This window comes from Mycobacterium sp. NTMscope_Eco_3, assembly GCF_976985685.1.
Window position 1 is genome coordinate 4,500,605 of sequence record NZ_CDRJYZ010000001.1, and the last position, 21,242, is coordinate 4,521,846.

A 21,242-nucleotide genomic window follows, 5' to 3' on the forward strand; every position below is an offset into this window, starting at 1 on the left:
GAGGCCTACAGCTCGGTGGCGGAACCGCCGGCGGCGGTGATCTTCTCGCGTGCGCTGCCGCTGAACTTGTGCGCGGTCACCTCGACCTTGACGGTCAGCTTGCCGTCGCCGAGCACCTTGACCAGAGAGTTCTTGCGAACGGCGCCCTTGGCCACCAGCTCGTCCACGCCGATCGAACCACCCTGCGGGAAAAGCCGATTGAGGTCGCCGACGTTGACGATCTCGTACTCGGTGCGGAACCGGTTGCGGAACCCCTTGAGCTTGGGCAGCCGCATGTGGATCGGCATCTGTCCACCCTCGAAGGTGGCCGGCACGTTCTTGCGCGCCTTGGTGCCCTTGGTGCCGCGGCCGGCGGTCTTGCCCTTGGAGCCTTCACCGCGACCGACGCGGGTGCGGGCCGTCTTCGACCCGCGCGCGGGCTTGAGATCGTGCAGCTTGATCGTCATTTCTTGCTACCTCCGGTGCCGGCGGCCTTCGCCTCGGCCGGCTCCACCTCGACGAGGTGGCTGACCACCGCGATCAGGCCGCGGGTCTGTGGGTTGTCCTCGCGGATCACCGAGTGGCGGATCCGTCGCAGGCCCAGGGTGCGCAGGGACTCACGCTGCTTCCAGCGGGCCCCGATGGTGCTGCGCACCTGGGTGATCTTCAGTTGACTGCTCATGGTTGGGTCCCCGAAATCTGCGCCTCACGTGCCGCGGCACTGGCCAGCGCTTCGCTTTCCCGTCGCGCCTTGAGCATGCCGGCCGGGGCAACGTCCTCGATGGGCAGGCCGCGACGAGCCGCGACCTCCTCGGGGCGCTGCAGCAGCTTGAGCGCGGCGACGGTCGCGTGCACCACGTTGATGGCGTTGTCGCTGCCCAGCGACTTGGCCAGGATGTCGTGCACGCCAGCGCATTCCAGCACGGCGCGGGCCGCGCCGCCGGCGATCACACCGGTACCCGGGCTGGCCGGGCGCAGCAGCACCACTCCGGCGGCCGCCTCACCCTGCACCGGGTGCGTGATGGTCCCGCGGATCAGCGGCACCCGGAAGAAGCCCTTACGGGCCTCCTCGACGCCCTTGGCGATGGCGGCGGGGACTTCCTTGGCCTTGCCGTAGCCGACCCCGACCATGCCGTTGCCGTCACCGACGATCACCAGCGCGGTGAAGCTGAATCGCCGGCCGCCCTTGACCACCTTGGAGACGCGGTTGATCGCGACGACCCGCTCCAGGTAGTTGCTCTTGTCGCCGTCGCGGTCGCGGCCACGACCGCCCTCGCCGCGCCGACCGCGGCTGTCGCGGTCACCGCGCGAGTCACGGCTGTCGCCGGCGCCTTGTCCGCCGGCCGGCTGCTCCGCCATTATGCGGTCCTTCCAGTCGTGTACACGTTCTCAGTCATCAGAATTGCAATCCGTTCTCGCGTGCGGCATCGGCCAGCGCCGCGATCCGTCCGCCGTAGGTGTATCCGCCACGGTCGAAGACCACACTGTCGATGCCGGCGGCCTTGGCGCGCTCGGCGATCAGCTGGCCCACCCGCACGCTGCGGGCTTTCTTGTCCCCCTGCAGGCTGCGCACGTCGTCCTCGATCGACGACGCGGCGGCCACGGTGGTCCCGTTCTCGTCGTTGACCAGTTGCACGTGAATGTGTCGCGCGGACCTGTTGACCACCAGCCGGGGACGCTGCGGCGTGCCCTCGATCTTCTTGCGCAGCCGGGCGTGCCTGCGCAGCCGAGAGACGCGCCGGGTCGCGGATACGCTCTGCCCCACCGGCTTTCGCGCGGCGGTGCCAGCTTGTGATTGCGCCATGATTACTTACCTGTCTTTCCGACCTTGCGGCGGATCTGCTCACCCTCGTAGCGCACGCCCTTGCCCTTGTACGGGTCGGGGCGACGCAGACGGCGGATGTTCGCCGAGATCTGGCCGACCTTCTGCTTGTCGATCCCGGTGATGGTGAACTTCGTCGGCGACTGCACGGCGAACGTGATGCCGTCCGGCGCCTCGATCACCACGGGGTGGCTGTAGCCCAGCGCGAACTCGAGGTTGGAGCCCTTGAGCTGCACGCGGTAACCGACGCCGAAGATCTCCATCTTGGTGGTGTAGCCCTGCGTCACGCCGGTGACCAGGTTGGACACCAGGGTGCGCGAGAGCCCGTGCAGCGAGCGGTTGCGCCGCTCGTCGTTGGGGCGGGTGACCACGATCGCGCCATCGTCGTTGCGCGCCACGGTGATCGGCTCGGCCACGGTCAAATCCAGGGTGCCCTTGGGCCCCTTCACCGAGACCTTCTGGCCATCGATCGTTACGTCGACTCCGGCGGGAACCGGAACCGGTTGCTTACCAATACGCGACATCTCTTACCCCCTCACCACACGTACGCGAGGACTTCGCCGCCCACGCCCTGCCGGGCTGCCTGGCGGTCGGTGAGCAGACCCGAGGACGTGGAGATGATCGCCACACCCAGGCCGCCGAGCACGCGCGGCAGATTGGTGGATTTCGCGTACACCCGCAGACCGGGCTTGGACACGCGGCGCAAACCGGCGATGCTGCGCTCCCGGCTCGGCCCGTACTTGAGCTGAACGATCAGCGACTTGCCGACCCGAGCATCCTCGGTGCGGTAGTCGCTGATGTAGCCCTCGCTCTTGAGGATCTGGGCGATGTTGGCCTTGAGCTTCGAGTGCGGCAACGTCACCTCGTCGTGATACGCCGAATTGGCGTTGCGCAGACGTGTCAAGAAGTCTGCGATCGGGTCCGTCATAGTCATCGAGCGCCACTCCTCTTCATCGCTGCGCTCTGCATCGTCGCTGTCGCAGTCATCGAGCGCCACTCCTCTTCATCGCTGCGCTCTGCATCGTCGATGTCGCAGTCATGACAGTGTCTGTCACCTTCCTCGCGGTGGTTCCCGGTCCGGGCCTGTCGCGCACTTTTTCTGAGTTGGTCTGGGGGTTTCGGCTGTTACCAGCTGCTCTTTTGCACGCCGGGCAGCTCGCCCGCATGCGCCATCTCGCGCAGGCAGATCCTGCACAGGCCGAATTTGCGGAAGACCGCGCGGGGCCGGCCGCACTTGTTGCAGCGCGTGTAGCCGCGGACCGCGAACTTCGGCTTGCGTGCGGCCTTGTTGACCAGTGCCTTCTTTGCCATCGCTTAGTTCTCCTTGAAGGGAAAGCCGAGGGCCCGCAACAGCGCCCGTCCTTCTTCGTCGGTCGTCGCCGAGGTGACGACGTTGATGTCCATGCCGCGGACCCGGTCGATCTTGTCCACGTCGATCTCGTGGAACACCGACTGCTCGGCCAGCCCGAACGTGTAGTTGCCGACACCGTCGAACTGCTTGGGCGAAAGGCCGCGGAAGTCGCGGATACGGGGCAGCGCGATCGAGGTGAGACGGTCGAGGAACTCCCACATCCGGTCCCCGCGCAGGGTGACCCGCGCGCCGATCGGCATGCCCTCACGCAGTTTGAACTGCGCGATGGACTTGCGGGCGCGACGGATCTCGGGCCGTTGCCCTGTGATCAGCGCCAGGTCGCTGACGGCGCCATTGATCAGCTTGGCGTCCCGCGCGGCGTCGCCGACACCCATGTTGACGACGACCTTGGTCACCGTCGGGATCTGCATGACGTTGCCGTAGCCGAATTCCTTGTGCAACGCATCGCGAATCTCGTTGCGGTAGCGCTCTTTCAGGCGCGGCTGCGCTTTTTCTGCAGTAGTCATCAGATGTCCTTGCCGTTGCGCTTGGAGATGCGGACGCGCTTGCCGGTCTCCTCGTCGACCCGGTAGCCGACACGGGTGGGCTTGCCGTCCGAGTCGACCACCATCACGTTGGAGGCGTCGATCGGGGCTTCCTGGGTGACGATTCCGCCCGACTGGGCTCCGCGCTGGTTGGTCGAAATCGCGGTGTGCTTCTTGATCGCGTTGACACCCTCGACCAGCACCCGGTTGCGCTCGGGGTAGACCTTCAGCACCTTGCCCTTGGCGCCCTTGTCCTTACCCGCGATCACCAGGACGGTGTCGTCCTTTTTGACCTTCATCTACAAAACCTCCGGAGCCAGCGAGATGATCTTCATGAATCGCTTCTCGCGCAGTTCGCGGCCGACCGGCCCGAAGATGCGCGTCCCGCGCGGGTCGTTGTCGGGCTTGATGATCACCGCGGCGTTCTCGTCGAATTTGATGTAGCTGCCGTCGGGACGCCGGCGCTCCTTGACCGTGCGCACCACGACGGCCTTGACGACATCCCCACGCTTGACGTTGCCGCCGGGGATGGCGTCCTTGACGGTGGCGACGATGACATCGCCGATGCCGGCGTAGCGTCGCGACGAACCGCCCAGCACACGGATGCACAAGATCTCCTTGGCGCCGGTGTTGTCGGCGACCTTCAGCCGCGATTCCTGCTGAATCACTCGATCTCCTGACCTGGTTGCGTGTGCACGACAGGAGACCCACCTGAGTGGGCATTCGGCGGGCATGACCCACCAAAAAACCTGACGTGCGCGGTCTTTGTCACCGAAAGGCACGCGGGGCCGATTCGCACCGGCCGAGGTCTGCCCAAGGCAACCCCTAGAGTCTAGGGGACGACCAGCTCAGAGCCAAATTCTGCCAGGACGCGATGCAGATGAGGAGATTGCGCACCTAAAACGGTGGCGGATCGTCGTCGGGACCGTAGACGGCGGGCCAGGAGCAGGTCGCCGACGGGGGCCGCCGGGCCAACCGCGCGTCGCGGTTGTGTTTGCGTTCGGTGGCGATGCGGGTGGCGCGGTCTTGGGTGCGGGTGCGGCGGCGTTGGGGCATCATCGCGGCACGGTCGGCGCAGGGTTGGGGTCTTGGCGCCGGGGCGGGCAGTTCGGCGGTGGGTGCGCACAGGCTGGGAAACAGCAGGGCGCTGCCCGGGGTGCTCACATAAGTGCGCCCGGCCGGGGAGGTGAAGATCAGCGTGCCGTCGGGCAGTTGCTGGTCGCGCCAGCCCCAAAACGTTTTCACCAAATGATGCGTCCGGCACAAAGCCTTGAGGTTCGACGCATGCGTGGGCCCACCGGCGGAGTACGGGATCGTATGGTCCACATCGCAGGCGGTGGCCGGGCGATCACAACCGGGCCAGCGACAGGTCAGATCCCGACACCGCACGAAATCGGCCAACGCCTTCGAGGGCACATACCCCGGCTCCGGGGCCGCATCGCCGGGATGGGTCAGCGGCACCAGCCGGGCCGAGGCCGCCAACTCCGCAACCACCTCGGGTGGGATCAATCCCTCGCCACCGATCTCGACACCCGGCGTGGATGCGCGACCCTGCAGCACAGCGTGCGCGCCGATCACATGGATCACCACCGGGCCCGCGGCCCGACCCCCCGCCGCACAATCCGGGCGACCGCAGCGACACCCCAACCGATCGGCGTCGGCGGCCAACGCCCCCAACGCATCAGCACGGCGCTGCTCACGGGTGCGCGGGTCATGTACACACACCGTGGCCGCCAACCCATCCAACCGTTTGTCCAGGGCATGGGCGTCCGCGGCGTACAGGGTGGCTTCCACATGCGCCAGCCCGTCGCCCATGTCGGCCATCCACACCTCGCGGCCGGCCGCACGCTCCTGGCGCCGGCGCACCGCATCGACGTCCGCGCGCGCGACCACCTTGTCGACCGCCGCGGCCAGCCGGCCCTGACTCAACGACGGCCACCGACCCACACAGCCCGCCAACGCCGCGTCCACCGCCCCCAGCACCTCGGGGTCGGTGATCAGATCGGTGCGGAACACGATCGTCTGAAACATCCGGTAATCGATATCCCCGGCGGCAAACACCGCCCCCACCTTCGGCAACCGCTCCCGCATCGCCCGCGCATAGCGGACCCGACTCGCCGCCAGGCCCTGGCCGATCCGCAACTGCGCGCCCACCTCCGCGGCCACCGCCGCCTCGGTATCCACCGCCCAGCCCTCGGTCTCCGCACAGCGCGAGAGCCGATAGGCAAACAACTCCCCGATCGCCACCAACTGCGCCGCCGCCGCCCGATTCTCCACCCGCCCCGCCACACCGATCCACTCCAGCAGCGCCACCGACTCCCGGGTCGACGACGGATAACACCGCTCGATCAGCTCATCAAACTCGGCGATCACCGCACGCCGCCGCGCCTCATCGAACATGTGTTCGAGTATGCCACGAGGGTCCGACAACCCACCCGACCTAGGCTGACGGCGAATCCGCCACGCAGCGAAACCCGATGTGGGTGGTCGCGGAGTCCTGCGATTGCGGCGACCGGGCCGCCGGCCGATATCGGTGGCAGTACTCCGGCGCGCACAGGTGGCTGCCGCCCTTCAACGCCTGGCTGACGGACGGATCGGCGCGGCCCGCCGGGGTACAGCAGGCCTTCGGCGGCGAATCGAGCCGGTGATGCGGGGAGAACTCGGTGGCGGTCCATTCCCAGACGTTGCCGATCATGTCGACGAGGCCGAACGCATTGGGCGCAAACGTGCCGACCGGCGAGGTCCCCACCCAGCCGAGCGCCCCGTCATTGCGGTAGGGGAAGCTGCCCTGCCAGGTGTTGGCCATCAGCCGGCCATCGCGGGTGGGCTCCTCACCCCACGAGTACGTCGTCGTCGTCCCAGCGCGGGCCGCGTACTCCCACTCGGCCTCGGTCGGCAGCCGCCGCCCCGCCCAGCGCGCGTAGGCGGCCGCGTCGGGATAGGCGACCTGCACCACCGGATGATCGCCGCGGTCCGCCACGTCGCTGTCGGGGCCGAACGGATGACGCCAGCTCGCGCCCGGCACCCACTGCCACCACTGTCGCCAGTCACGCAGGTCCACCGGCCCCGGCGTCGGTCGGAAAACCATTGCGCCCGGGCACAGATCGTCGGGATCCGCCCCGGGGTACAGCGCCGGGTCGATCGGTTGCTCGGCCACCGTCACATACCCGGTGGCGTCGACGAATTCGGCGAACTGCGCATTGGTCACCGGGTGCCGTTCCACCGCGAGGGCACCCACCGTGACGCTATGGATCGGCGCCTCTTCGGGGTAAAAGCTAGTCGAGCCCATGCGGAATGACCCGCCGGGGAGGTCGACCAGTTCGCTCAGCACCAGTCCAGGGTAGGACGAACTCTGTTCGACTGACCCGGGCATCGCCGGCGCGCGCCTCGCGCGGCCGCCGTCAGTCGCGCGAAAAGGCAAGCGCGATCTCGGTTTCCATGTCCCGATAGGGGCGGCCGGACAGGTCGACGGTGACCTGGGCGATGGTCCCGCCGGTGAACGCGAACGGCACCTTGAAGCGACTGGAGACACCAGATCCGCCGTTACGACCGACCGTGATGCCGGCACCGGCCAGCCCGAAGGTGCCGGGATGGGTGGTCACCCCGGCGAGCGTGCCGACGACCTCGTCGTCGATGAACAGCGTCAGGTCACCGAGCGGCGTATGACTGTTTTCGACCGTGCCGGTGCGCGAATAGCTGGCGCCGAACAGATGCCTGCCCAACGGCACGGCCCGCGCCGAGGAGACCTCCTGCTGGCGCTCGCCCAGGAAGTTGTACACGTAATGCAGCCGCCCGTCCTGGATGAACAACACATGCCCACCGTGCGCGCCGCCCTGCTTGAACAGCACACCCTCGGCGCCGGTGGTATCGATGGTCACCTCGGCCAGCACCGAGAACGACCGGCCGCGGATTTCGGCGGCGGCGCCGATGCTCACATCCGCGCAATCGGGATAGTAGATGTAGCTGACCCGGTCGCCGACCAGATACGGTCGCGACCGCCCCAGGGTCTCCAGAATGTTGAAATCCGACAGCGGCAGCCCGTTGTACTTGGCGGCTTCCGAGAACCACAACGCCTTGAGTTCTTCGAGTTTTTCCGGCTTTTCGTCCGCGAGGTCGTGGCATTGGCTGCGGTCGGCCTCGATGTGGAACAGTTCCCAGCGGTCGGCGTCGAAATGCGACCAGCCGGCCGGTGTGGCCGCATGCACGGTGTTGGCGAACCAGCCCTCGTGCCAGATCCCTCGGGTACCCAGCATGGTGTAGAACTGGGTGCTCTTGCCGGTGGTGGCTTTCGGATCGGCAAGGGCCGCTTTGAAACTCACGCCGTCCAGGGGTTTCTGGGGTATACCCTTGACGGTTTGCGGCGGCGCCAGACCGAGCAGGTCGTAGACCGTCGGCGTGATATCGCAGACGTTGACGTAGTTGTCGCGGACCTCGCCGTGCGCGGCAATCCCGTTGGGCCAGGAGATGATTGCGCTGTCGGCGATACCGCCCTCGTGGGAGGCGTACCGCTTGTAGAGCTTGTAGGGCGTGTTGAACGCCATCGCCCACCCGATCGGGTAGTGGTTGTAGGTCTGCGGGCCGCCGAGATGCTCGAACAGCTTCATGCTTTCTTCGACCGTGTCGATGTAGCCGTTGAAGAACTTGCCCTCGTTGACCGAACCGTTCGGGCCGCCCTCGCCGCTGGCGCCGTTGTCGGAAATCACCACGATGATGGTGTTGTCGAGCTGACCGGAATCCTCGAGATAGTCCAGGATCCGGCCGATCTGGGCGTCGGTGTAGCTCAGGAACCCGGCGAACACCTCGGCCATCCGGGAAAACAGCTTCTTCTCGTCGTCGGCCAGCGAGTCCCAGGGCCGCACCGTGTCCTGCAGGGGCCACGGCTCGCCGCCGGGCCCCTTCACGTCGAGATACGGGTTGACCGGCGACAATTCGGTGTCCGGCGGCACGATTCCCATCGACTTCTGCCGCTCCAGCACGATCTCGCGGTAGCGCTCGTAGCCCATGTCGAAGCGGCCGGCGTAGCGGTCGGCCCATTCTTTGAAGACGTGATGCGGCGCGTGCCCGGCGCCGGGGCACACGTAGGAGAACCAAGGCTTCTCGGGCGCAATCACTTTGGCATCGCGGATGAATTCGATCGTCTTGTCGGCGAGGTCCTTCGAAAGGTGGTAGCCGTCCTCCGGGGCTGCCGGCGGGCTCACCGGGTGGTTGTCGTACACCAGGTCTGGATACCACTGGTCGGTCTCGCCGCCCAGAAACCCGTAGAACCGCTCGAAGCCCCGCGCGATCGGCCAGTGCCGCTTCGTCGACGCCAGGTTCGATTCTTCCAGCGGCGTCAGGTGCCACTTGCCCACGCAGTAGGTGTTGTATCCCTGTTCGGCGAGAGCCTCGGACAGCAGGGCCGTGTCGAACGGGATGCGGCCGTTGGCGTTGGGGAAGCCCTCGGTGAACTCTTCGATGGTGGCCATGCCCACGGTCGTGGCGTTGCGCCCGGTGAGCAGCGACGCCCGGGTCGGTGAACACAGCGCGGTGGTGTGAAACTGCGAAAGCCGGATGCCACGCTCGGCGATACGCGACATGGCGGGCATCTCGACCAAGCCGCCGAAGCAGTCCCAGGTCGCAATGCCCGTGTCATCCCAGACCAGATAAAGGACGTTCGGTGCGTTCTGCGGCGCGGTCGGCGCGGCATACGGGCCCCAATCCGGTTCGGAATCCCGGATATCGAGCTCGATCTTGCCTTGGAAGCCTCGCGAGTCAGTGGACATGCGCCGAGCGTAACGTGGCCGCGAACTTTCCGCGTTTTTTCGCAGTGGCGTTACATTCGGCAAGCAAAACGCCCGAGACGATCACGTCCCGGGCGTTTCGACGTCGCTCCAGGCCTTACTTCGCCTTTTCCAGAATTTCGACGAGCCGCCAGCGCTTGGTCGCCGACGTCGGGCGCGTTTCCATCAGCGAGACGCGGTCGCCGATCCCGGCGGCGCTGTTCTCGTCGTGCGCCTTGACCTTCTTGGTGGTCCGGATGATCTTGCCGTACAGCGGGTGACGCACGCGGTCTTCCAGTTCGACCACGATGGTCTTCTGCATCTTGTCGCTGACCACGTAACCGATGCGCACCTTGCGCCGGCCGCGCACCTTCGGGTTGGCCGGAGTGTTCTTGGGGCCCTTATCCTTCGACGCGGCTTGGGCTGCGGCGGCCTTCTTGGGGGCGGCCTTCTTGGCTTCTGCCATCACGATTCCTTACCATCGGGCCCGGAAGCCAGGCCCAGTTCTCGTTCGCGCAGCACGGTGTAGACGCGCGCGATCTCCTGACGCACGGTGCGGAGCCGGCGGTTGTTGGTGAGCTGGCCGGTCGCCATTTGGAAGCGCAGGTTGAACAGCTCTTCCTTGGACTCGCGCAACCGCTCGGTCAGCTCCTCGTCGGTGAGCTCGCGCAGTTCGCCCGGCGAAATTCCCACTGCCATCAGAACTGTTCCTCTCGAGTCACGATGCGAGCCTTGATCGGCAACTTGTGGATCGCGCGGGTGAGCGCGGCGCGGGCGATCTGCTCGTTGGGGTAGCTCAGCTCGAACAGCACCCGGCCCGGCTTGACGTTGACCACCCACCACTCCGGCGAACCCTTACCCGAACCCATCCGGGTTTCCGCGGGCTTCTTGGTCAGCGGGCGGTCGGGGAACACGTTGATCCACACCTTGCCGCCACGCTTGATGTGCCGGTTGATGGCGATACGAGCGGACTCGATCTGCCGGTTGGTGACGTAGGCGTGCTCCAGAGCCTGGATGCCGTAGTCACCGAAGTTCACCGCCGTGCCGCCGCTGGCGATGCCGCGCTGGCGGGGGTGGTGCTGCTTGCGGTGTTTAACTCTGCGTGGAATCAACATGATTCAGCTCTCCGTGCTTTGCGGTTCTGCAGCGGGTGCGGCGGCCGCGGCGCTTGCAGCGCCCTCTTCGGCACTGGCTGCCCGGCCGGCCTCCGTGCTGGTGGCCGTGGTGCCCGACGCGCCACTGCGGCGCGGGCGGGTGCCCGACGGACGTTCGCGGCGGGAACGCTCGGCGCCCGCGGGAGCGGCGGCGGCCAATTCGCGCTTGCCACCGACGATGTCGCCCTTGTAAATCCACACCTTCACACCGATCCGGCCGAAGGTGGTCTTGGCCTCGTACAAGCCGTAGTCGATGTCGGCGCGCAGCGTGTGCAGCGGCACCCGGCCCTCGCGGTAGAACTCCGAGCGGCTCATCTCGGCGCCGCCGAGACGGCCGGAGCACTGCACCCGGATGCCCTTGACGTTGGGCTGGCGCATCGCCGACTGGATGGCCTTGCGCATCGCCCGACGGAACGCGACCCGGTTGCTCAGCTGCTCGGCGACGCCCTGCGCCACCAATTGTGCTTGCGACTCAGGGTTTCTGACTTCGAGGATGTTGAGCTGCACCTGCTTGCCGGTCAGCTTCTCCAGGTCGGCACGGATCCGGTCGGCTTCGGTGCCGCGACGGCCGATGACGATGCCCGGACGCGCGGTGTGGATGTCCACCCGGACGCGGTCGCGGGTGCGCTCGATCTCCACGTCGGCGATCCCGGCCCGCTCCAGGCCCGTCGACAGCAGCCGGCGGATCGCGACGTCTTCCTTGACGTAGTCCGAGTACTGCTTGTCGGCGTACCAGCGTGACTTCCAGTCGGTCGTGATGCCCAGCCGGAAGCCGTGCGGATTGATCTTCTGGCCCACTAGTCTGAGCCTCCCTTCGCGTCAGAGGTCTCAGACGTCTTGGCTTCGGCTTTCGGTGCGGCCTTCTTCGCGGGCGCCTTTGCCGCGGTCTTCTTGGCGGGCGCCTTGGTGGCCGGCGCCTTCTTGGCGGCGGCCTTGCTGGCCTCGGCGCGACGGGCCCGGGTCGACTTCGCCGACCGCTGGTCCTTCGCCGGGCGGCTCTCCACCACGACCGTGATGTGGCTGGTGCGCTTGCGAATCCGGAACGCGCGGCCCTGGGCGCGCGGGCGGATGCGCTTGGCTGTCGGGCCCTCGTCGGCGTAGACGGTGGCGACCACCAGGGTCGACGGGTCCAGCCCGTTGTTGTTCTGCGCGTTGGCGGCGGCGCTGGCGATCACCTTGGCCACCGGCTCACTGGCGGCCTGCGGCGCCCAGCGCAAGATGTCCAGCGCGTCGGTCACCGAGCGGCCGCGCACCAGGTCGATCACCCGACGCGCCTTCCTCGGCGACACCCGCACGAAGCGTGCTTTGGCCACCGCCGACGGAAATTCAGTTGTGGTCATCGCCGTTTGGCCTTCCGGTCGTCCTTGATGTGTCCCTTGAAGGTGCGAGTGGGCGCGAATTCACCAAGCTTGTGACCGACCATCGACTCGGTGACGAACACCGGGACGTGCTTGCGTCCGTCGTGGACCGCGAAGGTGTGGCCGATGAAGTCAGGAATGATCGTCGAACGGCGCGACCATGTCTTGATCACCTGTTTGGTGTTCTTCTCGTTCTGCGCGTCCACCTTTTTGAGCAGGTGGCCGTCGACGAACGGGCCCTTCTTCAGGCTGCGTGGCATGTGCTGACTACTCCTGGTCCTGGGCTTCCTCAGCGACCGTGCTTCTTGCCGGTACGCCGGCGTCGCACGATGAGCTTGTTGCTGGCCTTATTGGGATGGCGGGTGCGGCCCTCGGGCTTGCCCCACGGGCTCACCGGGTGGCGACCACCGGAGGTCTTGCCCTCACCACCACCGTGCGGGTGATCCACCGGGTTCATGACCACACCACGGACCGAAGGGCGCTTGCCCTTCCACCGCATGCGGCCGGCCTTGCCCCAGTTGATGTTCGCCTGCTCGGCGTTGCCCACCTCGCCGACGGTGGCGCGGCAGCGCACGTCGACGCGGCGGATCTCACCGCTGGGCATACGCAGCGACGCGTAGGTGCCCTCCTTACCGAGCAACTGAATGCTCGCGCCGGCCGACCGCGCCAGCTTGGCGCCACCGCCCGGCCGCAGTTCCACGGCGTGGATCACGGTACCGGCCGGGATATTGCGCAACGGCAAGTTGTTGCCCGGCTTGATGTCCGCGTTCGGACCCGTCTCCACCACGTCGCCTTGCGAAAGTCCCTGCGGCGCAATGATGTAGCGCTTCTCGCCGTCCAGGAAGTGCAGCAACGCGATGTTGGCGGTGCGGTTGGGGTCGTATTCGATGTGGGCGACCTTGGCGTTGACGCCGTCCTTGTCGTTGCGACGGAAGTCGATCACCCGGTAGGCGCGCTTGTGGCCGCCACCCTTGTGGCGGGTGGTGATGCGGCCGTGCGCGTTACGCCCGCCGTGACCGTGCAGCGGCCGTACCAACGACTTCTCCGGGGTGGAACGAGTGACCTCGGAGAAGTCGGACACGCTTGCGCCGCGACGGCCTGGGCTCGTCGGCTTGTACTTACGAATTGCCATGTCTAATCAGGTCTTCCTCTCGCGGCGGCTAGGCCGGTGCCCCGAACAGATCGATCGGCTTGCTACCCGGCGCCAGCGTGACGATGGCCCGCTTGGTGCTCTTGCGCTTGCCGAATCCGGTCCTGGTGCGCTTCCGCTTACCCTGCCTGTTTGCGGTGTTCACCGATGCGACCTTGACGGAGAAGATCTTCTCGATGGCGATCTTGATCTGCGTCTTGTTCGAATCGGGGTGCACCACGAACGTGTACACGTTGTCATCGAGGAGCGAATAGGACTTCTCCGAGATGACCGGGGCCAGAATGATGTCGCGGGGGTCAGTGACGGTCGCCATCAGGCCGAAACCTCCTCGGGGGTACCGGTGTTGGCGCTGATGTAGGCGTTGAGGGCCTCCACGCTGAACACCACGTCGTCGGAGCGAAGCACGTCATAGGTGTTGAGCTGGCCGGGCGTCAGAATGTGCACACCGGGCAGGTTGCGCACGCTCTTGGCGCCGGCTTCGTCGCTGCGTCCGATCACGACCAGCACCTGCTTGCGGTCGGTCAGCGTGCTCAAGAACGCCTTGGCGTCCTTTGTCGACGGGGTTTGGCCCGCGACAATTTCGGTGATCGCGTGGATGCGCCCGTTGCGCGCCCGGTCGGACAGCGCACCGCGCAATGCCGCGGCGATCATCTTCTTGGGCGTGCGCTGGCTGTAGTCACGCGGCTTGGGGCCGTGCACGACGCCACCACCGGTGAACTGCGGGGCCCGCGTGGAACCCTGCCGGGCGCGGCCGGTTCCCTTCTGCCGGTACGGCTTGCGGCCACCGCCACTGACGTCGCCGCGCGTCTTGGTCGAGTGCGTGCCCTGGCGCGCCGCCGCGCGCTGCGCGGTGACGACCTGGTGCATCAGCGCGATATTGGCCGGGGCGTCGAACAATTCGGCCGGCAACTCGATCGAGCCGTCGACCTTGCCGGCCGGTGTCTTGACGTCGATCTTGAGCGTCTTGGAACCTTGTGCTGCCATCACTTCTCACCTCGTTTGACCGCGCTGCGGACCACCACGAGTCCACCGGTGCGGCCGGGGACCGCACCCTTGATCAGCAGCACGCCGTTCTCGGTATCGACCTTGTGCACCAACAGGTTTTGGACGGTCACCCGGTCGTTACCCATCCGGCCCGCCATCCGGGTGCCCTTGAACACGCGGGCGGGGGTGGCGCAACCACCGATGGAACCCGGGCGACGGTGCACCGCCTGGGCGCCGTGACTGGCGCCCTGACCACGGAAGCCGTGGCGCTTCATGGTGCCGGCGAAGCCCTTTCCCTTGGAGGTGCCGGTCACGTCGACGTAACTGCCGTCGCTGAAGATCTCGGCCGTCAGCTCCTGGCCGACCTGGTATTCGGCGGCCGCGTCCGGGTTGTCCAGCCGCAGCTCGGCCAGAAACCGGCGCGGGTTGACGCCCGCGGCCGCGTACTGACCGGTCACCGGCTTGTTGACCTTGCGCGGACTGATCTCGCCGTACGCCAGCTGCACGGCGCTGTAGCCGTCCTGCTCCGGCGTGCGGATGCGGGTCACCACGTTCGGCCCGGCCTTGACGACCGTCACCGGCACAATCCTGTTGTTCTCGTCGAATACCTGCGTCATGCCCAGCTTGGTACCGAGAATGCCCTTACGCGCCATTGCTCTGTAACTCCCTACTGGATATTGACGTCGACACTGGCCGGAAGGTCGATGCGCATCAGCGCGTCAACCGTCTTCGGCGTCGGGTCGAGGATGTCGATCAGCCGCTTGTGCGTGCGCATCTCGAAGTGCTCCCGCGAGTCCTTGTACTTGTGCGGTGAGCGGATGACGCAATACACATTCTTCTCGGTCGGCAGCGGCACCGGCCCTACGACGCTGGCACCCGTGCGGACGACGGTCTCGACGATCTTGCGCGCCGACGCGTCGATAGCCTCGTGGTCGTAGGCCTTAAGCCTGATGCGGATCTTCTGTCCCGCCACGCTTCTCCTACCCTCGCTCCCGTTGAGCCCCGTTACCCGGGCTCAAATAATCCATGTCCTCAGTGCCACCGGCGCGCCGATCGGGCCGGCCGTTGTTGGCCGATCGAGCGTTGCGCCGGATAGTGCGCCGCTGTTTACCTGTCGTGGTCCACCGGCCCCCGCGGTCGGGTGTGTCACCCTCCCACAGCCTCGGCGCGCCGATTTCACGATCGAAATTCGTCGCTCTCAAAGGATGGGACCGGACGCGCCCGTTTGGACGCTGGTCGTATGCCCGACCAGGCGCAAACCCGGCTCAAGGCAACCTGAACAGTATGCCCTAGATCGGGGCCCGAGCAAAATTCGGGCAGGATCTCGGGCCGAATCCCCCGCACCCGCCCCGGCCGGGGTCACGACGCGGCGCTAACGCGCAGTTCAGAGGCCCACAGGTGGCCGATGCCAAGGCCGAGACCAGTGCCCATGAGCACACCGGACCACGTTCGTGGGTGGTCTCAAGCACCCGCCTGTTCTGTGTTCGCCACGTCAGCCCGATTGGCCTGGACATGCAGGAAGCCGTCGACCGCCGCCAGCGCGCATTCGCGGTAGTCGAAATCGGGCAGGGTGGACAGGCGGCCGAGCACCAGCGGGCCGATGAGCAGGGCGATCGCCCGGGATCGGTCCACCTCGCCCAACTCGGCGGCCTCCGGGCTGTCGAAGATCGCGTCGAACGGCTCCGCGTACTGCTGCGCGATCCGCTCGCGCAGGGTGGTGATCGCCGCGCTGTCGGCGTTGCCGCTGCGCCGGGGTTCGGGCAGCCCCTCCAGGTCACGCCCCAGCGCCAGCCAGGACATGGCCGTCATGACGGTGGGCGCGTGGGCCACGGATTCGGCCTGGGCCAGCACCACCGCGACCAGGCGGTCACGCAACGACCCCTCGGCCGGCGGGGTCGGGGACGCCGGTATCAGGCTGTTGAAAGCCGCTGCCAGCAAGTCGTTTCCGCTCGGGAAGTGGCGGTACAGCGTCGCCCGTGCCACGTTGGCGGTGCGGGTGACCGCGTCGACCGTCACCGCGCTGGGGCCCCCGGCGCGCAGCAGCGTGACGGCGGCGTCCAGCAGCCTAGCCCGCGACCTCGCTGGGCGCGGATCGGTCGTCCCCGCGGTAATGGCGACCACCTCCTGTCTGAGAGCGAGACTATCGGGTCGAAACCCCCGGTGTCTGCCGCCGCCGGAGCGATCGCCGCCGGGCGTCACCGAACGAATTCCGCGGCCCGGTGCCCGATCATCACGATCGTGGCGTGCGGACCGCGGCTGGTGATCGCGGGCAGGATCGAGCCGTCGATCACCCACAGGTTGTCGATGCCGTGGACCCGGCACCGGGGGTCGACGACGGCCCGCGGGTCCCCGTCGACGCCCATCGGCGCGGTGCCGCACAGGTGTTGCGACGTAGACCAGACGGCTGACGCGGAACCGATTGCACTGCCCGCCAATTCGCGGGCCAATTCGCTGCCCCGGCGCAGGGCGGCGACGTCGCCGGGCTCGCTGTCGTAGCGGTGCTCGATGCGCGGCTCCGCGTCGGGATCGGCCGAGACCAGCGTGATGCGGCCCCGCGCGCGTGGTTGCATGAGCGCCACCCCGATGTGCGGCCAGTCGGCGTGCCCGGCGGTGCCGTCGCCGGTCATCGCCACGAATCCACCGGTGTACGGCCTGATCTCGAGGCCGTCGGCCGTGCTGAGCACCACCTCGAGCACCGGCCGCCCGGGGGCCACCGTCCAGTCGGTGGGCAGGACCCACTCGGCGTGATCGCTGAACGAAGCCCCGACCGGCAGCGCCGCGACCACCGGCACCCCGGCGGCGGCCAGCATGCCGGCTTCGCCGATGCCCGAGAGCATGAGGAGATGCGCGGTTTCGATGGCGCCGCCGCACAAGACGATCCGGTCGGCCGTGAACGTGGCGTGGCCGTGCGCCCCGATCGCGTCCACCCCCACCGCGACGGTCCCGTCGAAACGCAACCGCGCCACCCGGGTCCGCGCGTGCAGGCGCAGGTTCGGCCGGCTCAGCGCCGGGATCAGGTACCCGGCGCCGGAACCCCGGCGCACACCGTCGACGATATTGAGCGGGACGGCGCCTATCCCGGAAACCGGCTCCGCCGCAACGTCATTGAGGTCAGCGATCCAGCCGAATCCCGCGCTCTCCGCGGCGGTGATGAAACGCTGTGTGGTGCCGGTCATTTCGTGGGTGCGACGCACGAGAATGGGGCCGCTGTCGCCGTGGGCGGGACCGTCGAAGTCCAGGTCGGTCTCGATGGCGCGGAAGCTGTCCAGCACGTCGGACCATCCCCAGCCCGGCAGGCCGAGGCGGTCGAAGTCGCGGGGCAACCCGCGGCAGAAGTAGCCGCCGTTGATCGCTCCCGATCCGCCCACCGTGGCCCCGCGCACGATGGGGTGCTGCCGCGCGGGTTCCTCGGTCAGACGGGTCTGATAGCGCCGGACCAGCGGGCTGCCGACGCCGATCGGCAACTGCAGACCGTTGGCGGTCCGCGCGAGCAGGCCCGGATCGTCGAGGGCGGGGCCCGCCTCGAGGACGGTCACCGTGCGGCCAGGATCGGCGGAAAGGCGTTCCGCGACAACCGATCCAGCGCTGCCGGCGCCGACGATCAACACATCGCTGTGCGAGACGGCTGCGGTCAAGGCGCTGGCTAACTCCGGATCTGGGGCTTCAGGGCTCGCACGTTGCGCTCCCGCAGCACACCCCACCACAACCCGAGCCCGTACGCCAGGTCGTCGACGCGCTTGAGCACCAGGTAGGTCGGCAGCCCGATCGGTTCGACGTCATCGCCGATGGCGTCGCGGCGGCGGAGCCAGTCGGCCACCCCGTCCATGACGGCCGCGACCACCACCACCCGCCGGAAATGCCGCGACATGGTCGCGGCCACCAACGCCAGCGGCCAGTAGTGCCGGCACAGCGCCGACGCCAGCTGCAGCGCCGCCGACCACAGGCCACGGCCCGCGATCGTCACCACATCGGTCATCGACGTCTCCGCGCTGCGCATCGCCCGCGCGATCCGCCGACCCGTCAGGACGGCCAGCAGGATGGACGCCAGCCGCGACAGCGTGGACCCGAACGCCATCAGGATCCACGTGGTCAGCGCCCAGCCGGAGATCACCACCGGCGCCGTCTTGTCCGGGTGGCGCACCGACAGCGGGGCCGCCGAGCCGCCGTAAAACGCTTTGCGCGCAAGCCAATCCCGTAGTTCGGTGCGGTGGTCGTGGGCGACCAGCGCGATCGGCTCGTAACGCAGCCGGGCACCCGACTCGATCAGCCGCCAGCACAGGTCGACGTCCTCGCCGGACTGCAACGTCTCGTCGAACCCGCCGACCTCCCGGATGGCCGAGCACCGGCAGATGATCGCCGCGCTCGGGACGTAGGACACGGTGCTGTGGGGCAACACCGGGGCTTCGCGCTCACCGAGGTCCAGCGAGGAGTGCACCGCCTCGTAGCGGGCCACCACGTTCTCGCTGTGCGACAGGCCGACGATCCGCGGGGCCACCAGGCCGACGGTCGGGTCGCAGAAGTGACCGAGCAGGGCTTCCAGCCAGCCCCGGCGCGGCGCCACGTCGGAATCCAGGAACGCCACGAAGTCCGTCCGGCAGGCCGCCAGCCCGCTGTTGCGGGCCGCCCCCGGGCCCTTGCTGCGGTGGTGGCGCAACACCTCGATGTCGCAGTGCGCGCCGACGAAGTCTTCGGGCTCGACGGGGCGGGACGAGCCGTCGTCCACCACGACGACACGCAGACCGCGCAGCGCGCTCACCAGGCGCCGCACGCCAGAAAGGTTGTTGCGCACCGGGATTACCACGGTGACGTCGTGGTGCGACGGGCCGCCCGCGGGCCGGGGGTGCGCCACCGTGGCGTCCAGCAGGGTGCGGGCGAGCTGGGCGCTGACGTCGTCGCGCACCTTGAGCCGGCCGTCGCAGAGCAAGTCCTGGGCGGCCGGCGCCAGCTTCAGCAGCCGGGTCGGCGAACCGCCCAGCAGGGCCGAGCCGTCGCCGAGCACCCGCACGCGGCGGTCGACCTGGACGGCGAAGCCGTCGGGCAGCCGCGTCGCCGACGCGGTCATGCCAGCATCCCGTCCGGCCCCGGCCCCCACCGGGCGACGCGACGAACACACTCGTCGACCATCCCGGCGACGATGCGCTCACCCTCGGCGGCGGTGGCGGTGGTCGGGTCGCCCAGCACGCCGACCGGGCTGACCGCCGCGACTCCCCCGCGGCGCATCGAACCGAGCAACTCGGGCAACGGTGCGGTGTTTCCGGCCAGCCACCGGTCGGTCCGCACATCGGCCGGCGAGACATGCAGCAACACCGATGTTTCGGTATGCCCGGCGTGCGCGTCGGCGCCGGGGGCCACACAGGGGCACCATCCCGCGTCGCGGCCCTCGGCGCGCAGCCTGGCCACCGCGGCGTCCAGCGCGGCGACGTTGCCGCCGTGGCCGTTGACGAAGACCAGGCGCCGGGCCCACGTGGCCGCCGACCTGCCGTACTCGACCAGCAGCAGCGTCAACGCCTCGGTGCCGAGCGAAATCGTCCCGGCGAAGCTCTGGTGCTCGCCGCTCGCGCCGTAGGCGATGGCCGGCGCCACCAGCCACTCGTCGCCGAGGCGGGCTCGGGCGCCGCGGGCGACCGCCGTCGCGATCCGGGTATCGGTGTCCAGCGGCAGGTGTGGACCGTGCTGCTCGGTCGACCCCAGCGGAACCATGACCGACGGCGCGATGCCGGACAGCTGGCTCGACGTCGCAGTTCCAAGTTCGCCGAGTACGGGCACTCGGTGATGGTAGGACGAATTCACCTGGCGTGCACCAATTGTTGAAGCCTGAAAATAAGTTTTTTTCCACACCGTTCATCGGTCATTCGAATTGTCGGCTCGTTCGTCACGGTTACCCCGCCAGTACCACGATTTCCGTGGCCGTCAAATATCCGACAAAGCCGCCCGGGATAGCCCGACTTGCGTTATTCGCCGGCCGACGGCACGCCCAGCGCCCGGGCGAAACCGGGCGGCACCAGGATGTCACCGGGCCCGAGGTCGTGAATCGAGGAATGTCCCAGACCCATCAGGGCCGAGTCGATGCCGCCGCGCAAGATGTCGAGGACGTTCTCCACGCCCGGTTGGCCGGCCGCGGCCAGGCCCCACAGGTACGCCCGGCCGATCATCACGGCGCGCGCCCCCAGCGCCACGGCCTTCACGACATCGCTGCCGCGCCGGACGCCGCCGTCGAGCAGCACCTCGACCTGATCGCCGACGGCCGCGGCGATCGCGGGCAGGGCGCGAATCGAGGCCGGGGTGCCGTCCAGGTTGTTGCCTCCGTGATTGGACACCGAGATCGCCGAAACCCCCGCATCCACAGCCCTTTTGGCGTCATCGACACGGATCACGCCCTTGAGCATGAACGGGCCGCCCCACAGTTCGCGAAGCCAGGCGATGTCTTCCCAGGTCGGCGGTGGCGTGCCCATCCACTCGCCGTAGGCCGCGAAGAACGGGGGCCCAGGCTCGCCACGGCGGCCCTGGTTGGGCACCCGCAGCTCCGGCGGCCGCATGGTCTTCGCCCACTGCAAGAACCACCGCGGTTTGGTGATGACCTCCGGGCTCATCTTGAGGATGGTCTTGAGGTCCATCTTCTCCGGGATCGAGGGGCTGCCCCAATCCCGGCCGTGCGAGAAGCTCCAGTCGGTGGTGACGATCAGCCCCGCCGCGCCGGCCGCCCGGGCGCGCTCGACCCGCGCGGCGATCGCGTCACGGTCGCCCAGCCAGTACACCTGGAAGAACAACTTGGGGTTGGCCGCGATGACCTCTTCGATCGGCTTGCTGGCGAACGAGGACAGCCCCATGGCGGTGCCGCGGGCGGCGGCGGCCCGCGCGACCGCCACCTCGCCGTCGGGGTGCACGGCCTGCACGCCGGTCGGGGAGATCAGGACCGGCATCGAAATGTCCTGTCCCATAACGCTGGTCGACATGTCGCGCTTTGCGGGTGCGCCGACCACGTGGGGGGCGAAACCGAGTTCACCGAAGGCTTCGACGTTGTCGGAGACGGTGATTCCCTTTTCGCTGGCCGAAATCAACGACGAATAGGCCGATTTCGGCAACCGGCGCTTGGCCCGCTGCTGCGCGATGGCGACCGTTTCAAACCATTTCTCGGCCATT

The 21,242-nt window shown here is 67.9% G+C and carries 29 protein-coding genes; all 29 read right to left on the reverse strand.

The window, feature by feature from the left end; translation table 11 throughout:
• Positions 1-5: 5 nt before the first annotated feature.
• The 29 genes from rplO to mftD all read right to left on the reverse strand — a co-directional run bounded on the left by rplO (position 6) and on the right by mftD (position 21,241).
• A complete protein-coding gene (gene rplO, locus AC0KTM_RS20770; RefSeq protein WP_225328663.1) occupies positions 6-446 on the reverse strand; it encodes a 50S ribosomal protein L15 in 441 nt (146 codons plus the stop codon).
• Positions 443-661, reverse strand: a complete 219-nt coding sequence (gene rpmD / locus AC0KTM_RS20775; RefSeq protein WP_225328662.1) for a 50S ribosomal protein L30 — start codon at positions 659-661, stop codon at positions 443-445. The genes rplO and rpmD overlap by 4 nt, the downstream gene beginning before the upstream one ends.
• Entirely contained in the window at positions 658-1,338 is a 681-nt protein-coding gene (gene rpsE, locus AC0KTM_RS20780) for a 30S ribosomal protein S5 (RefSeq protein WP_225328661.1), read from the reverse strand. The genes rpmD and rpsE overlap by 4 nt, the downstream gene beginning before the upstream one ends.
• 37 nt (positions 1,339-1,375) lie before the next feature.
• Positions 1,376-1,744: a 50S ribosomal protein L18 gene (gene rplR, locus AC0KTM_RS20785; protein ID WP_008260609.1), complete on the reverse strand. Its 369-nt coding sequence runs from the start codon at positions 1,742-1,744 to the stop codon at positions 1,376-1,378.
• 41 nt (positions 1,745-1,785) lie between these two features.
• Positions 1,786-2,325 carry a 50S ribosomal protein L6 gene (gene rplF / locus AC0KTM_RS20790; protein ID WP_008260611.1) on the reverse strand — a complete coding sequence of 180 codons (540 nt, stop codon included), beginning with the start codon at positions 2,323-2,325 and terminating at the stop codon, positions 1,786-1,788.
• Positions 2,326-2,336: 11 nt separating this feature from the next.
• Positions 2,337-2,735: a 30S ribosomal protein S8 gene (gene rpsH, locus AC0KTM_RS20795; RefSeq protein WP_008260619.1), complete on the reverse strand. Its 399-nt coding sequence runs from the start codon at positions 2,733-2,735 to the stop codon at positions 2,337-2,339.
• Between the two features lie 191 nt (positions 2,736-2,926).
• Complete coding sequence (locus AC0KTM_RS20800) at positions 2,927-3,112, reverse strand: type Z 30S ribosomal protein S14 (protein ID WP_003873499.1); 186 nt, start codon at positions 3,110-3,112, stop codon at positions 2,927-2,929.
• Positions 3,113-3,115: 3 nt separating this feature from the next.
• Positions 3,116-3,679 (reverse strand): 50S ribosomal protein L5, encoded by a 564-nt coding sequence (gene rplE / locus AC0KTM_RS20805; RefSeq protein WP_064937345.1) that lies wholly within the window; start codon positions 3,677-3,679, stop codon positions 3,116-3,118.
• Positions 3,679-3,996, reverse strand: coding sequence for a 50S ribosomal protein L24 (gene rplX, locus AC0KTM_RS20810; protein WP_008260626.1), 318 nt, complete (start codon positions 3,994-3,996; stop codon positions 3,679-3,681). Before rplX ends, rplE begins: the two co-directional genes overlap by 1 nt.
• Positions 3,997-4,365 carry a 50S ribosomal protein L14 gene (rplN, locus tag AC0KTM_RS20815; RefSeq protein ID WP_003403649.1) on the reverse strand — a complete coding sequence of 123 codons (369 nt, stop codon included), beginning with the start codon at positions 4,363-4,365 and terminating at the stop codon, positions 3,997-3,999. It abuts the gene before it with no gap.
• 229 nt (positions 4,366-4,594) lie between these two features.
• Positions 4,595-6,097: an HNH endonuclease signature motif containing protein gene (locus AC0KTM_RS20820; protein ID WP_472416573.1), complete on the reverse strand. Its 1,503-nt coding sequence runs from the start codon at positions 6,095-6,097 to the stop codon at positions 4,595-4,597.
• Between the two features lie 40 nt (positions 6,098-6,137).
• Positions 6,138-7,028, reverse strand: a complete 891-nt coding sequence (locus AC0KTM_RS20825; RefSeq protein WP_225330084.1) for a formylglycine-generating enzyme family protein — start codon at positions 7,026-7,028, stop codon at positions 6,138-6,140.
• Between the two features lie 70 nt (positions 7,029-7,098).
• Positions 7,099-9,459 (reverse strand): arylsulfatase, encoded by a 2,361-nt coding sequence (locus AC0KTM_RS20830; RefSeq protein WP_472416575.1) that lies wholly within the window; start codon positions 9,457-9,459, stop codon positions 7,099-7,101.
• A 115-nt stretch (positions 9,460-9,574) separates the two neighbouring features.
• Positions 9,575-9,922 carry a 30S ribosomal protein S17 gene (rpsQ, locus tag AC0KTM_RS20835; RefSeq protein ID WP_225330082.1) on the reverse strand — a complete coding sequence of 116 codons (348 nt, stop codon included), beginning with the start codon at positions 9,920-9,922 and terminating at the stop codon, positions 9,575-9,577.
• Positions 9,922-10,155, reverse strand: a complete 234-nt coding sequence (gene rpmC / locus AC0KTM_RS20840; RefSeq protein ID WP_008260802.1) for a 50S ribosomal protein L29 — start codon at positions 10,153-10,155, stop codon at positions 9,922-9,924. The genes rpsQ and rpmC overlap by 1 nt, the downstream gene beginning before the upstream one ends.
• Positions 10,155-10,571: a 50S ribosomal protein L16 gene (gene rplP / locus AC0KTM_RS20845; RefSeq protein WP_068073415.1), complete on the reverse strand. Its 417-nt coding sequence runs from the start codon at positions 10,569-10,571 to the stop codon at positions 10,155-10,157. Before rplP ends, rpmC begins: the two co-directional genes overlap by 1 nt.
• Positions 10,572-10,574: 3 nt before the next feature.
• Positions 10,575-11,408 carry a 30S ribosomal protein S3 gene (rpsC, locus tag AC0KTM_RS20850; protein WP_225330081.1) on the reverse strand — a complete coding sequence of 278 codons (834 nt, stop codon included), beginning with the start codon at positions 11,406-11,408 and terminating at the stop codon, positions 10,575-10,577.
• Positions 11,408-11,950, reverse strand: a complete 543-nt coding sequence (rplV, locus tag AC0KTM_RS20855; protein WP_225330080.1) for a 50S ribosomal protein L22 — start codon at positions 11,948-11,950, stop codon at positions 11,408-11,410. The genes rpsC and rplV overlap by 1 nt, the downstream gene beginning before the upstream one ends.
• Positions 11,947-12,228 (reverse strand): 30S ribosomal protein S19, encoded by a 282-nt coding sequence (gene rpsS, locus AC0KTM_RS20860; RefSeq protein ID WP_009957090.1) that lies wholly within the window; start codon positions 12,226-12,228, stop codon positions 11,947-11,949. The genes rplV and rpsS overlap by 4 nt, the downstream gene beginning before the upstream one ends.
• Positions 12,229-12,257: 29 nt before the next feature.
• Entirely contained in the window at positions 12,258-13,100 is an 843-nt protein-coding gene (gene rplB / locus AC0KTM_RS20865) for a 50S ribosomal protein L2 (RefSeq protein WP_008260807.1), read from the reverse strand.
• 28 nt (positions 13,101-13,128) lie between these two features.
• Complete coding sequence (gene rplW, locus AC0KTM_RS20870; protein WP_003873516.1) at positions 13,129-13,431, reverse strand: 50S ribosomal protein L23; 303 nt, start codon at positions 13,429-13,431, stop codon at positions 13,129-13,131.
• Positions 13,431-14,102, reverse strand: coding sequence for a 50S ribosomal protein L4 (rplD, locus tag AC0KTM_RS20875; RefSeq protein ID WP_225330079.1), 672 nt, complete (start codon positions 14,100-14,102; stop codon positions 13,431-13,433). Before rplD ends, rplW begins: the two co-directional genes overlap by 1 nt.
• A complete protein-coding gene (rplC, locus tag AC0KTM_RS20880) occupies positions 14,102-14,755 on the reverse strand; it encodes a 50S ribosomal protein L3 (protein ID WP_225330078.1) in 654 nt (217 codons plus the stop codon). Before rplC ends, rplD begins: the two co-directional genes overlap by 1 nt.
• A gap of 14 nt (positions 14,756-14,769) precedes the next feature.
• Positions 14,770-15,075, reverse strand: a complete 306-nt coding sequence (gene rpsJ / locus AC0KTM_RS20885) for a 30S ribosomal protein S10 (protein WP_003873519.1) — start codon at positions 15,073-15,075, stop codon at positions 14,770-14,772.
• 488 nt (positions 15,076-15,563) lie between these two features.
• Positions 15,564-16,163 carry a TetR/AcrR family transcriptional regulator gene (locus tag AC0KTM_RS20890; RefSeq protein WP_225330086.1) on the reverse strand — a complete coding sequence of 200 codons (600 nt, stop codon included), beginning with the start codon at positions 16,161-16,163 and terminating at the stop codon, positions 15,564-15,566.
• A 134-nt stretch (positions 16,164-16,297) separates the two neighbouring features.
• Positions 16,298-17,737 (reverse strand): mycofactocin dehydrogenase MftG, encoded by a 1,440-nt coding sequence (mftG, locus tag AC0KTM_RS20895; protein WP_238956829.1) that lies wholly within the window; start codon positions 17,735-17,737, stop codon positions 16,298-16,300.
• Between the two features lie 8 nt (positions 17,738-17,745).
• Positions 17,746-19,164 carry a mycofactocin biosynthesis glycosyltransferase MftF gene (gene mftF / locus AC0KTM_RS20900; RefSeq protein WP_238956830.1) on the reverse strand — a complete coding sequence of 473 codons (1,419 nt, stop codon included), beginning with the start codon at positions 19,162-19,164 and terminating at the stop codon, positions 17,746-17,748.
• A complete protein-coding gene (gene mftE, locus AC0KTM_RS20905) occupies positions 19,161-19,892 on the reverse strand; it encodes a mycofactocin biosynthesis peptidyl-dipeptidase MftE (RefSeq protein WP_472416577.1) in 732 nt (243 codons plus the stop codon). The genes mftF and mftE overlap by 4 nt, the downstream gene beginning before the upstream one ends.
• Positions 19,893-20,053: 161 nt before the next feature.
• Positions 20,054-21,241: a pre-mycofactocin synthase MftD gene (gene mftD, locus AC0KTM_RS20910; protein WP_238957388.1), complete on the reverse strand. Its 1,188-nt coding sequence runs from the start codon at positions 21,239-21,241 to the stop codon at positions 20,054-20,056.
• Position 21,242 lies beyond the last annotated feature (1 nt).